We start from the raw sequence: 11,916 nt of genomic DNA on the forward strand, positions 1-11,916 counted from the left end.
ATCGTCAGGGCGACGCAATGGGGTGGCGTGAGGTGTGGTGCACCCCACGCCACCCCATTTACAGGTGACTACTCGCTACTTGTTGCCGCTACGAGGTCAGTGGTGACCCTGCGAGCGGCTGAACGACGAGACGTAGCCGTCCGCGGGCGTGCCCACGCCGGTCACGTCGTCATAGCCCTTCACCGCGGACAGCGAGCTGTCCTTGCCGAGGCTGCGGACCGAGGTCAGCAGGCCTTCGGAGGCGTCGAACGCGTTCGCGAAGTCCACGCGCGCCACCGCCAGGCCGGAGCCCGTCGGGTTGTCGGTCACGTCGTGGTAGGCCTTCGTGCCGTACTTGGAGTAGATCGACGGGTTGGCGAAACCGATCGCCTTGCCGCCGCGCGCCTCCTGGGCCAGGGCCTGGACCGCCGCGATCACCGGGGAGGCGAGCGAGGTGCCGCCGATCCGGTACTCGCTGTACTGCTCCGAACCGTCGGGGAAGGTCTGCGTCTGGCCGACCTTGAATCCGGTGTTCGGGTCGGCGATCGCCGAGATGTCCGGGACGACGCGGTTGCCGGTGGCGCTGTTGGCCTTGGCGAGCGCGTCCGGGACGACACCCTTCTGGTAGAAGGGCTCGGCCACCGTCTTGCTGGTGCCGCCGCCCGCGCCCGAGGTGAAGGCGCCGGGGAAGCTGGTCCAGCTCTTGCCGTCCGTGGACAGCGTGGCCTTCTCGGTGCCCCAGCCGGTCTCCCACAGGTACTTGTCGCCCTTGCCGACGGCGAGGGAAGTACCGCCGACCGCCGTCACCCACGCCGAGTTGGCCGGGGTGTCGACCTGCTTCACCTTGGTGTTGGCGACCTCGTCACCGTTGTCACCGGAGGAGAAGTAGAAGCCGATGCCCTCGACCGCGCCCAGCTGGAACACCTGGTCGTAGGCGGCCGCGAGGTCCGGGGTCTGGTTGGCCTCGATGTCGCCCCACGAGTTGGAGACGATGTCGGCCAGGTGGTTGTCGACGACCTTGCTGAGCGAGTCGAGCAGGTCGTCGTCCATGCAGGAGGCGGAGCCCACGTACGTGACGTCGGCGGCCGGAGCCACCGCGTGCACGGCCTCGACGTCGAGGGTCTCCTCGCCGTACCAGCCCGAGGCGTCGCACTCGTCGGCGCCGGTGTTCGTGTACTGCGAGGGCAGGACCTGGTGCAGCTGGCTGGTCTTCCAGGACGCGTCGCCGTGGTTCTTCGCGTACTTGGCCGCGTCGAAGGCGATCGTCGGGGAGGCGTACGCGTCGGTTATCGCGACCCGCACCCCCTTGCCCGTGTACTTGCCCGCGCCGTAGGCGGCACGCAGCTGCTTGCCGGTGTACCCCTCGACGGCGTACGGGATCTTCTTGCCGTACGCGCTGGGCAGCGTGGTCGCGGTGTTGGAGCCGTAGTACGAGGAGAACGGCCCCGCGTTCTTGAACACCGCGGTCGGACCCGGCAGCGCGTCGTCGTGGTTCGCCGTGTGCGGCGCGTTGTCGAGACCGGTGACGGTCAGGACGGCACCGTTGAGGCTGTCCGGCGCGGAGGCCGTCTTCGACGGGGCGCGGTAGGTCTTCGCGCCCTTCGAGTAGTTGTGCAGCGAGGTGCTGAACGCCTTCTCGACCGCGGCCACGTCACCGGAGACCGTGACGTAGTGCTGCGTGGTGCCGGTGACCTTCAGCCCGGCGGACTTCAGCCAGGACTTGACGGCGGTCACCTGGGCCGTCGTGGCGCCGAAGCGCTGCTGTACCTGAGCGGCGCTCAGGTACTTGCCGTACACGGCCGAACTCGGGTCCGAGACGGACTTGGCGTACGCCGCGAGACCGGAGGCGTTCCGGCCGGCGAGGTAGACCCGGGCGGAGACCTTGGAGCTGTCGGAGGTCGCTCCCTTGTCCGCCTTGGCCGTCGCCCACGCGGGCTTGGTGCCCGCGAGCGTGTCCCGGCCCGGGCTGTCCGCGGCGTGCGCCGCGGGTATGCCGAGCGCCAGCGCCCCGGCGATCATGGGCAGTGTCGCTGCCATGCTCACGCCGGCGCGCCTGGTGGCGCGATTGGATCTCATAAAACCCCCTGCTATGCGGTTCGACGCATGGAGTGGTTGGTCGTCGTCGATCCGTACGGAACCCGCGGCGGGAAGGCCCGTGGATGGATCACACGTGGGGGCCACTCTTTCGATGAACCGTTCATGCCAGGGGAACGCAAAAGTCAAGAGACACCCAAGGAACCGTCACCCAGGGCGAATTGGGGGCTTTTTTCCTTACGGGCGTGTAACGAACGACCGGGCATGCTTTACGAACGCGCTTTTGCGCCACGTTCCTTGAGCATGTCGGCCATCAACTGGATCTCCGACTGCTGCGCGTCGACCATCCCCTGCGCCAGCCGTTTCTCCACCCCCACCCGGCACTTGTCCACACACCCCTCGGCCATGTGGATACCGCCCTTGTGGTGGTCCGTCATGAGCTGAAGAAAGAGCACCTCGGCGGGCTTGCCGCTCAGCGTGTTCAACTTCTTCAGCTCGGTGTTGGTCGCCATCCCCGGCATCAGCGCGCCGTCCTTGCCGGACGCCATGTCACCCATGCCCATCCAGGTCATCGGCGGGTCCGCGGACACCTTCGGCAGCCCCCACAGGTCCAACCAGCCCAGCAGCATGCCCCGTTGGTTGGCCTGCGTCTGCGCGATGTCGTATGCAAGGCGCCGCACTTCCACGTTCTTCGTCCGGTCCCGCACGATGTACGACATCTCGACGGCCTGCTGGTGATGGACCGCCATGTCCCGCGCGAAGCCCGCGTCCGCCGAATCGGCCGTAGGAGTGGGGGAGTTGCCGGACCCGCTGCCGTCCTCGGCGACCGCGTACGTGATCGCGCCGGCCGCGATGAGCGCCGTCGCCGCGGCCCCCGCGATCAGAGCCGCGGACCTCACTGCGACAGCCCGCCCGTGCACGCGGCGCCCGGCTCCGGCGTCTGGCTGCCCTGCACGAACTTCTCGAAGAACGTGTTCACGGCCGGGTCGCTCGCGCTCTTCACGGTCCGCTGGTGCCCCCACGCCGACAGCGTGATCGGGTCCTTCTGGCTGTCGTACGGGCTCATCAGCGAGTACGGCGTCGACTTCACCTTGGTCGCGAGCGCCTTGATGTCGGCCGCCGAGGCCTTCTTGTTGTACGTCACCCACACCGCGCCGTGCTCCAGCGCGTGCACCGCGTTCTCGTCCTTGACGGCCTTGGTGTAGACGTCGCCGTTGCAGTTCAGCCAGACCGGGTTGTGGTTGCCGCCGACCGGCGGGTGCATCGGGTACTTCACCGTGCCCGTGACATGCGTGCGGCCCAGCGTGCCCTTCCACGTGTTCACGCCGTCCGCGCCCGCGACGAAGTGACCCGAAGCGGAGTTCTTGGAGTCGCTCGCCGAGCTGTCCTTCTTGCCGGACTGGGCGTGCACGACCGCGACACCGCCGACGACGAGACCGGCGACGACCACCGCGCTCGCCGCGATCTTCACGATCCGGGTGCGTCGCTCGCGCGACTGCTCGGCGCGCCGCATCTCCTCGATGCGGGCCTTGCGCGCCGCGGTACCGGTGTTCTTGGCGGAACCCATGAGGTATGTGTCCTTTTTGGGGGAAGGGACGGGGAGGGAAGGGGCGGGGGCAGGAAGGTCGGGCCCTGCTGATCGTAGTGGGCAGAAACACGTTCTCGTAGGGCGCCCACAGCAAAGTCAGGGGAACACCAGGGTCACCCCCGGACCAGGCATTACGAATGTCAGTCCGAGCAGGCAAGATGGTCGGAAGAGGGGCAACAGCGCAGGACACCCGCCGTACGCGAGCCGTTCAGTCCGAGGTCGGTCTGTCGATCAAGGTCGGCAACGCGCACGAAATGGTGTTGTGGTGGGATGCTCAGGTGCCCGACCGCCTCCTGCGGTACGAGGACAGGCGGCCTGACCAGCAAGGATGGGGAAGCGGAAGATGGACAAGCAGCAGGAGTTCGTGCTCCGGACGTTGGAGGAGCGCGACATCCGGTTCGTACGGCTGTGGTTCACGGACGTGCTGGGCTTCCTCAAGTCCGTCGCCGTGGCCCCCGCCGAGCTGGAACAGGCCTTCGACGAGGGCATCGGCTTCGACGGCTCCGCGATCGAGGGCTTCGCCCGGGTCTACGAGTCCGACATGATCGCCAAGCCGGACCCCTCCACCTTCCAGGTCCTGCCGTGGCGCGCGGAGGCCCCCGGCACGGCCCGCATGTTCTGCGACATCCTCATGCCGGACGGCTCCCCGTCCTTCGCGGACCCGCGCTACGTGCTGAAGCGCGCCCTCGCCAAGACCTCCGACCTGGGCTTCACCTTCTACACCCACCCGGAGATCGAGTTCTTCCTCCTGAAGGACCGCCCCCTGGACGGCTCCCGCCCCACCCCCGCCGACAACTCCGGCTACTTCGACCACACCCCGCAGAACGTGGGCATGGACTTCCGCCGCCAGGCGATCACCATGCTGGAGTCGATGGGCATCTCGGTCGAGTTCTCCCACCACGAGGGAGCCCCGGGCCAGCAGGAAATCGATCTCCGCTACGCCGACGCCCTCTCGACGGCGGACAACATCATGACGTTCCGCCTGGTCATGAAGCAGGTGGCACTGGAGCAGGGCGTGCAGGCCACGTTCATGCCGAAGCCGTTCTCGGAACACCCGGGCAGCGGAATGCACACCCACCTCTCCCTCTTCGAGGGAGACCGGAACGCGTTCTACGAGTCCGGCTCCGAGTACCAGCTCTCCAAGGTCGGCCGCTCCTTCATCGCGGGCCTGCTGAAGCACGCGGGCGAGATCTCCGCGATCACCAACCAGTGGGTCAACTCCTACAAGCGCATCTGGGGCGGCTCCGAGCGCACGGCCGGCGCCGGCGGCGAGGCCCCCTCGTACATCTGCTGGGGCCACAACAACCGCAGCGCCCTGGTCCGCGTCCCGATGTACAAGCCCGGCAAGACCGGCTCCGCGCGCGTGGAGGTCCGCTCCCTGGACTCGGGCGCGAACCCGTACCTGGCCTACGCCCTCCTCCTCGCCTCCGGCCTCAAGGGCATCGAAGAGGGCTACGAACTCCCCCCGGGCGCCGAGGACGACGTCTGGGCCCTCTCCGACGCGGAACGCCGCGCGATGGGCATCGAGCCGCTCCCGCAGAACCTGGGCGAGGCCCTGACCCTGATGGAGCGCAGCGACCTCGTCGCCGAAACCCTGGGCGAGCACGTCTTCGACTTCTTCCTGCGCAACAAGAAGGCGGAGTGGGAGGAGTACCGGAGCGAGGTCACCGCGTTCGAGCTGCGGAAGAACCTGCCGGTGCTGTAAGCGGGGGTTCGTCTGCGCAGGCTCACTTGCCGGTAGGCAGCTTCGCCGTGATCGATCGGGCGGCCCCGGTCACCTTGTCGTCCGACACGGTGGCCGGGGCCGACGGCGTGTTCGCGGCGGTCGCGTAGGTCAGGACCCAGTTACGGGATCCCGCCTTCCACACGACGAAGGTGAGCTGCTGTTTCGCCTGGGTCTGGTACGCGGTTTCGCGGAACGCCTGCCGGCCCAGGCCGCTCACCGCGTCGACCTGTACGTCGCGCATTCCGGCCGAGGACGGGTTCGCGGCCAGGTTGTGCGCGGCGGAGAGTTCCGCTGCGTAGGTGCGGGACGCCGGGGTGAGGGACAGGGTCGAGCGGCCGTCGGCGGAGGTGTAGTCGCAGACGTCCGGGGCGGCGCCCTTGTTCGGGCTGACCCGGGCCGCGAGCCGGGCGTCGGGGACGATCCGCCGGGCGACGCCCGCGGTCAGCACGGTGCACAGCTGCGACGGCGGCAGCGTCTTCACCGAGGGCGTGGGGCTCGGCGCGGCGATGGCAGCCGTAGCCGCGGCCGAAGGCGTGGCGTGGGCGGTGCTGTCGCACGCGGCCAGCAGACCGCAGGCGAGCACGGTGAGCGAACCGGCGGCAGCACGGAAGAGACGACGACGCACCGTCATGGAGATCAAGTCCTGTTGGTCTGGGCGGAGCGGGAGACGTTCGGGTCACTGGGGCACCTCGCCGACCGGCCAGGTGCCCCAGCGGAAGCGGGCTGATCACTTCCAGACGTTGTACGTCCCGTAGTCGCTGACCTTGAGGTTGGTCGTCCAGTTGCCCCAGCGTTCGTCGGGGGACCAGGTGTACTCGTACGCCTTGCCGTTCGGGTTGCTCGGGCTCGGCGTGCACTTCGCGCCGGTGGAGTGGTAGATGCCCTTGTAGACGCCCTGCGTCCAGCGGCGCTGCACGACCTGGATCGGCTGGGCGAACTGCCCCGGGCTCAGGTTGGTCGTGAAGGTGTACGACGTGGTGGTGGAGCCGCTTCGGTTGTACGACGGGGTAAGGCTGGCCAGGTCGTTCCCGATGACGGGAATCGGGACCTTGATGCTCAGGCCGGCCGAGTACTGCCAACCCGTCGTCTTCGACTGCTGCCAGGCGTAGGAGCAGCTCGGCACGTTCCACGGGCACTGGAATGTCGGGCCGCGCCACACCCAGTCCTGCCAGGTGTTGTTCGCCTGCTGCACGCCCACAGACTGCGTCTGGTGGTCGGTCGACGAGTTGCCGGCCATGTCGTGCGAAGAGTTCTCCGAGTTCTGCAGGCACTCCTGGCTGGCCGCCGAGGCGACCCCGGGGGACGCGAGCAGCACCATCGGTGCCAGCGCCAGCGTCGCCAGCCCCATCCACTTCTTCCCTGTCTTCTTCCGTGCGACCACGGAATCCCCACTACGGCGCGTGCCGGCGTTGACCGTCACCCTTGTCTCCTCTGAGTCGTGCGCCGGCAGCGTGCGCCGGGCGTCTGACACCGAGATTCGACGCCGGGGAGTTGTTCGGACAGCCGTCCCCCAGGGGCCAATCAATTGCCTGACCTGCGGCTGGGGCGTAGTTCACCTGCCCGTCACAGGGCCGTCGCACTTCCGCCGGTCCGGCGGGGTCGTTAGCCTCCGGCCAGGGGGTGGCATGGACGAGGACCTGATCGGCGACCGGCTTCTCAGGAGGATCCGGCGCGACTTTCCGGACGCCGATGTCCGGCGCGGGATTCTCGCCTCCAGTTCGACCGCCAGGATCCGCAGCGCGCCGGATCGCGGCCGGGGACGTCGAACGGTTTCGGTCGGCGGTCCGGCTCGCCCGTACCGACTGGCGCGACCTGCTCATGGCGGGTGGACTGGGCCACGGGGACCGGCCGCGGGTGCTGGACGAGACGCTGGGCCCCGCTCGATGACGGCCCGCGTCAGCGCACGTACGCGGGAGACACCGCCGCGCTGCTGATCCGCCGGGAGCTTCCCGTGCCGTCCGCCGGCACGCTGTACAGGTCGGCGCCGTAGTCGCCGGGCATGGCGTAGACGATCGTGTGGTCGTCGCGCCAGACGACCTGGTCGTCGACGCTCCTCGGCTCCGCCAGCGAAGTCTCGCGCAGCGTGCGGAGGTTGAGGACGTAGAGGTGCCAAGGGGCGTCCTTCGGGAGGCCCTTCACGCGTTTCTTGTACGCGATGCGCGTGCCGTCGGGGGAGAGGGACGGGCATTCGACGTTGGTGTGGAGCGTGGTGACCGTCCGCGTGCGCAGGTCGCCCCGCACCAGATAGGTGCTGCCCTTCGTCGCCAGCGTCGCGTAGAACGTGCGGTCGTCCGACGCGAAGGTCACGCCCCAGAAGTTGACGTCGGCGGAGTGGTAGACGTGGCCGTCCTTGACGATCCGGAACGACTCCAACGTCGGGATCAGCTTCCCCGTCCTCGTGTCCACGATCGCCGCCCGCGTCGAGAAGTTCGTCCCGGCGTACGAGTCGCCGCCCACGAACGCCGTCCACGCGGCGAAGTGGCCGGTGGGGGAGACGCGGGCGCGGGAGGGGATGCCGGGGACGTCGTAACGGGCCGTCTCCTTGAGGTGCGCGTCGAGGATCAGCGCGCGGTACGTGTCCGAGACCGTGCCGTGGACCGCCTGGAGGCAGACCCCGGTGCCCGAACTGGCGTAGAAACGCAGGCACTTGACGCCTGCGGCGGTGCGGGGGCCGGAGGGATCGGACGCCGGGACCGTGGTGAGTTCGTCGCGGTGCGGGCCCCAGGCCATGTTGCGGAACACCATGGTGCCGGGTGCGGTGAGCGTGATCCTGCCCGCGGTGATCTTCGGGCCGCCGGGTTGGGTCTCGTTCCGTCGCTCGGCGCGGGCCGACGCGTGCAGGATCGAGGCCACCGCCACTACGGCGAGTGCGGCTACGGCGGCCACGAGGACCAGGACGCGGTTGCGCAGGGTCATGAGGCGGGCTCCAGAACTGATCGGCCGGGGCGGAGTGTCAGGGCGAACGCCGCGCAGACCGCCAGCGCCGCCGCCGACGCCATGAGCGCCGTACGGTCGCCCCACAGCGTCCACGCCGCACCGAAGCCGAGCGAGCACACGAACCGTGCCGCCGCCTGGCCCGTCTGCACCAACGCGAGCCCCGACGACCGCAGTTCCTCCGGCACGCTGTTCGAGGCCGCCGCCATCAGCACGCCGTCGGTCGCCGCGTAGAAGGCGCCGTGCAGGAGGAGAACGGCGTAGGGGAGGGCCGTGCCGCGCCAGGAGGTCAGCAATATGGCGTACGCCGTGAGTAGGGCTCCGTGGCCTGCCAGGAACACCCGCCAGCGGCCGACACGGTCCGCGAACCGGCCCAGGGGTACGGCCAGGAGCAGGAACGCCGCCGCCGTGCCGAGCGGGAGCAGCGCGAACCAGCGGTCGGGGACACCGAGTCGCCGTTGCAGGAGTAGATACACGAAGGAGTCGCTGACCGTCGCGAGGCCGAGGAGGAGTGCGCAGACGGTGATACGGCGCAGGTCGCGACGGGCGAGGAGGGCGAAGGCGGCGCGGAGGGTCGGGCGTACGGCCTTCTCACCTAGGGCCTTCTCACCCACGGCCTGTTCCCCTACGACCCTTTCCCCTACGGCCTTTGCCCCTACGGTCCTTTCGCCTACGACCTGCTCCCGTACGGCTTTCTCCGTGCGGGGCGCGGCAGTTGGCGACGATCCCGGTACGAACAGCACCAGCACCAGGACGCCGACCACCGCCACGCAGAAGCTCACCGTGAACACCGCGTCGTAGCCGTCCACCGTCGCCCGGAGGATCAGGAACGCCACCAGCGGGCCGAGCAGCGCGCCCGCGGTGTCCATCGCGCGATGTACCCCGAAGGCACGACCCCGGTTTCCCGGGGTGGAGGAGAGGGAGATCAACGCGTCGCGCGGTGCCGTGCGCAGGCCCTTGCCCGTGCGGTCGGCGGCGAGGATCAGGCCGATCGGGGTGAGTGTGTGGGCGAGCAGGAGCAACGGTTTGCAGAGCGCCGAGATGCCGTAGCCGATGCCCGCGATCCACTTGTGGCGGCCGCCGCCCCGGTCGGCGAGGTGGCCGCCGGCCAGGCGGACGAGTGCCGAGAAGCCGTTGTAGACGCCGTCCAGGAGACCGAAGCCCAGCGGGGAGAGGCCGAGGCCTGTCACCAGGTACAGGGGGAGGACCGCGGTCACCATCTCGGACGACACGTCGGTGATGAGGCTGACCGCGCCGAGGGCGAAGACGGTGGGCGTCACGGCGGCGGACACCCGCGCCGTTCTACGGGCAATACCCGTAGTACTTCCGGCACTTGGGTCGGCGTTGGCGCGGCTGTCCGCCACGTACATCTCAGGACGCCCAGATGCCGGTGATGTCGGCGGCCGAGGCCGCGTTGCCCGCGTGGGTGGTCAGGCCCTGGGAGTCCTCCAGGGTGCGCAGCAGGTTGTAGTGGTTGTACGTGGTCGAGGACGTCGAACCCGCCTTCACCGGCTGGCCGTAGAAGACCGTGGGGATGCGGTTGCCGCTGAGCAGGTTGTCCTCGTCGAAGGTGACGACGAGCAGGCTGTTGTGGGTCTTGGCCCAAGTGGCGTACGCGCCGAGGTTGTTCTTCACCCAGGTGTCACCGGTCGCCACCGAGCAGTCGTGCATGTCGCTGCACAGGTTGGGGGTGACGAAGGAGATGTCGGGGAGGGTCGTGTAGTCCGTCGGGAACTGCGTGAACGTCTTCGCCGTGGACGTCGCGACGTTGGAGAAACCGAACCAAGGGTTGTGCTTGCGGGCGTAGTTGCCGCTGCTGCACGTTGTCGAACCCTGGCTCGGCAGCGTCTCGTTGTAGCTGGCCCAGGTGCCGCCCGCGGCGGTCACCTCGGAGGCGAGGTTCGCGGCCGAGGAGAAGCCCGCCGTGTAGCAACTGTCGCTGGTGATCCCCTGGGTGGAGCCGGAGAACAGCGCGAAGTAGTTCGGCTGGCTCGGGTGGGTGATCCCGTACGACTGGGTGAGGGCGGCACCGCCGGTCGCGAGCGAGTTGATGTAGGGGGCACTGGAGGAGCCGATGACCTGGCTGTAGGCGTGGTTCTCCATCACCACCACGACGACGTGGTCCGGGGTGGGCACCCCGGTCGCGGCGTGCGCGGCCGAGATGCCTCCGAACCCGGTCCAGACCCCGACGGCGGCTGCCGAGAAGGCGAGCGCGGACGCCACGGCGGCGCGGCTGCGGCGGTACACGGAGCTGCCGGGACTGGCGGGACCGCAGGAACTGCCGGGGCCACCGGAACTGCCGGGACCGCCGGACACTTCTTCATTGCCGGACACATCTACCTCCGGGTGGGGGGGGGAGGACGGGGGTGACGGTGCGAACCGAGCATGCACACGCCAAGATGCCCGCGCCCCACCGCTCCCAACCCGGCGGATGAAGAAGTGGTGAACTACTGCTGGTGGCGAACCACTACTGCTGAAGCCGGCGAACTACTCCTGGAGCGCCGCCAGTTGGGCCAGCACCTGGTGCAGCGGCTCGGCGGCACGCTTCCGGTACTCCTGGATCGCCCAGCCGTTGCCGTCCGGGTCCTTGAAGTACATGAACGTCGCCCCGTCCTGCGGCGCGAACTGCACCGGCTCGCTCACCTCAAGTCCGCGCGCGGTCAGTTCGTCGTAGGCCGCCTTCGCGTCCTGCACGCACAACTGCATGCCGTGGTACGTCCCCGGCTGCGGCACCCCGGTCGGGATCTGCAACCCGTCGATCAGCGCGATCGAACACCCGGACCCCGGCGGCGTCAGCTGCACGATCCGCACGCCCTCCATCACCTCGCCGTCCAGATCCACGTGGAAGCCGACCTTGTCCTGGTAGAACGCCTTGGCCCGGTCCACGTCCGAGACGGGCAGCACGATCACTTCGAGGGTCATGTCCATGGCTTGACTCCTTTGTCAGGCACGTCTTTGTCAGGCACGCACTCGAACCGCCACCGCGTCTGGCTGAACGGCTCCCCCTTACCGAAGCCGAAAACCGTGCGCGGCGCCACAGCGAAGACGTACGCGTACCCGGAACCGTGATGAAACGCCCCGTCCCGCACGTCGAAGCGCCAGAAGCTGCCGTACTTGGCCTCCCGGGCGGCGGCCAGTTCGCGCAGCCGGCGCTCGCCCGCGACCCGCGCCGCCGCACCCTCGACGACCAGGTCGTACCCCTTGTCCCAGGTGCTCGTGCCGGTGGTCAGCACGACGTGCGGGTTGCCGTCGAGGTTGCGGGCCTTGCGTTCCTCGGGCCCGGTGCAGAAGTGCAGCGCGCCGTCCGCCCACACCGCGGGCAGGGGCGTCACATGCGGCCGCCCGTCCGGCCCTACCGTCGAGATCCAGAACTGCTCGGCCGCCGCGAGCCGCGTCTCGGCCGCGGGCCAGTCCGTCGCCGTGGCCGCCGGGTCGCTGTAGCGGGGGTCGAGACGGGTGATCGGTTCCCTGTCGGTCATCGGCTGCCCCTGGTCCCTGAGTCGTAGATCATCGGCTTCTCCCTGTGTCCGTCCGTGTCGGTCCGTCCCGGGTCCTACGGGGCAGACCCCGTACCCCTCCAGAACTCATCGCCGCACGCCCCGGCGCCACCGCCCGCACCTGCGGTTAGGCTCGGGACGGTACGACCTAGATCCCG

General features: G+C 69.0%; 11 protein-coding genes. 1 reads left to right on the forward strand and 10 read right to left on the reverse strand.

What is annotated here, in order from left to right; genetic code table 11:
* Positions 1-96: 96 nt before the first annotated feature.
* From OG194_RS33895 to OG194_RS33905, 3 genes are all read right to left on the reverse strand, one after another.
* Complete coding sequence (locus tag OG194_RS33895) at positions 97-2,016, reverse strand: S53 family peptidase (RefSeq protein ID WP_327404573.1); 1,920 nt, start codon at positions 2,014-2,016, stop codon at positions 97-99.
* Positions 2,017-2,282: 266 nt separating this feature from the next.
* Positions 2,283-2,912: a DUF305 domain-containing protein gene (locus OG194_RS33900; protein WP_327404574.1), complete on the reverse strand. Its 630-nt coding sequence runs from the start codon at positions 2,910-2,912 to the stop codon at positions 2,283-2,285.
* Positions 2,909-3,580 (reverse strand): DUF3105 domain-containing protein, encoded by a 672-nt coding sequence (locus tag OG194_RS33905; protein ID WP_327404575.1) that lies wholly within the window; start codon positions 3,578-3,580, stop codon positions 2,909-2,911. Before OG194_RS33905 ends, OG194_RS33900 begins: the two co-directional genes overlap by 4 nt.
* Positions 3,581-3,944: 364 nt before the next feature.
* On the opposite strand from OG194_RS33905, the gene glnA reads away from it, so the two are divergent.
* On the forward strand, positions 3,945-5,306 hold the full coding sequence (gene glnA / locus OG194_RS33910; protein WP_327404576.1) for a type I glutamate--ammonia ligase: 1,362 nt from the start codon (positions 3,945-3,947) through the stop codon (positions 5,304-5,306).
* Positions 5,307-5,328: 22 nt separating this feature from the next.
* Here glnA and OG194_RS33915 read toward each other — a convergent pair whose 3' ends face one another.
* The 7 genes from OG194_RS33915 to OG194_RS33945 form a co-directional block, all read right to left on the reverse strand.
* A complete protein-coding gene (locus OG194_RS33915) occupies positions 5,329-5,958 on the reverse strand; it encodes a hypothetical protein (RefSeq protein ID WP_327404577.1) in 630 nt (209 codons plus the stop codon).
* A 96-nt stretch (positions 5,959-6,054) separates the two neighbouring features.
* Positions 6,055-6,747, reverse strand: coding sequence for a hypothetical protein (locus tag OG194_RS33920; protein WP_327404578.1), 693 nt, complete (start codon positions 6,745-6,747; stop codon positions 6,055-6,057).
* Between the two features lie 476 nt (positions 6,748-7,223).
* Complete coding sequence (locus OG194_RS33925) at positions 7,224-8,243, reverse strand: TolB family protein (protein WP_327404579.1); 1,020 nt, start codon at positions 8,241-8,243, stop codon at positions 7,224-7,226.
* Positions 8,240-9,631, reverse strand: a complete 1,392-nt coding sequence (locus OG194_RS33930; protein ID WP_327404580.1) for an MFS transporter — start codon at positions 9,629-9,631, stop codon at positions 8,240-8,242. The genes OG194_RS33925 and OG194_RS33930 overlap by 4 nt, the downstream gene beginning before the upstream one ends.
* A gap of 1 nt (position 9,632) precedes the next feature.
* Positions 9,633-10,508, reverse strand: coding sequence for an alkaline phosphatase family protein (locus OG194_RS33935; RefSeq protein WP_327407306.1), 876 nt, complete (start codon positions 10,506-10,508; stop codon positions 9,633-9,635).
* Positions 10,509-10,748: 240 nt separating this feature from the next.
* Complete coding sequence (locus OG194_RS33940) at positions 10,749-11,189, reverse strand: VOC family protein (RefSeq protein ID WP_327404581.1); 441 nt, start codon at positions 11,187-11,189, stop codon at positions 10,749-10,751.
* Positions 11,180-11,740, reverse strand: a complete 561-nt coding sequence (locus OG194_RS33945) for a pyridoxamine 5'-phosphate oxidase family protein (RefSeq protein ID WP_327404582.1) — start codon at positions 11,738-11,740, stop codon at positions 11,180-11,182. The genes OG194_RS33940 and OG194_RS33945 overlap by 10 nt, the downstream gene beginning before the upstream one ends.
* Between the last annotated feature and the right edge of the window lie 176 nt (positions 11,741-11,916).

Source organism: Streptomyces sp. NBC_01288 (assembly GCF_035982055.1).
Lineage (GTDB): Bacteria > Actinomycetota > Actinomycetes > Streptomycetales > Streptomycetaceae > Streptomyces.

What these genes read in the sequence shown, in the direction of transcription:
- OG194_RS33945 (WP_327404582.1), bottom strand. Translation starts at nt 11,740, where the DNA reads ATGACCGACAGGGAACCGATCACCCGTCTCGACCCCCGCTACAGCGAC.
- OG194_RS33925 (WP_327404579.1), bottom strand. Translation starts at nt 8,243, where the DNA reads ATGACCCTGCGCAACCGCGTCCTGGTCCTCGTGGCCGCCGTAGCCGCA.
- OG194_RS33905 (WP_327404575.1), bottom strand. Translation starts at nt 3,580, where the DNA reads ATGGGTTCCGCCAAGAACACCGGTACCGCGGCGCGCAAGGCCCGCATC.
- OG194_RS33940 (WP_327404581.1), bottom strand. Translation starts at nt 11,189, where the DNA reads ATGGACATGACCCTCGAAGTGATCGTGCTGCCCGTCTCGGACGTGGAC.
- OG194_RS33930 (WP_327404580.1), bottom strand. Translation starts at nt 9,631, where the DNA reads ATGTACGTGGCGGACAGCCGCGCCAACGCCGACCCAAGTGCCGGAAGT.
- glnA (WP_327404576.1), top strand. Translation starts at nt 3,945, where the DNA reads ATGGACAAGCAGCAGGAGTTCGTGCTCCGGACGTTGGAGGAGCGCGAC.
- OG194_RS33915 (WP_327404577.1), bottom strand. Translation starts at nt 5,958, where the DNA reads ATGACGGTGCGTCGTCGTCTCTTCCGTGCTGCCGCCGGTTCGCTCACC.
- OG194_RS33895 (WP_327404573.1), bottom strand. Translation starts at nt 2,016, where the DNA reads ATGGCAGCGACACTGCCCATGATCGCCGGGGCGCTGGCGCTCGGCATA.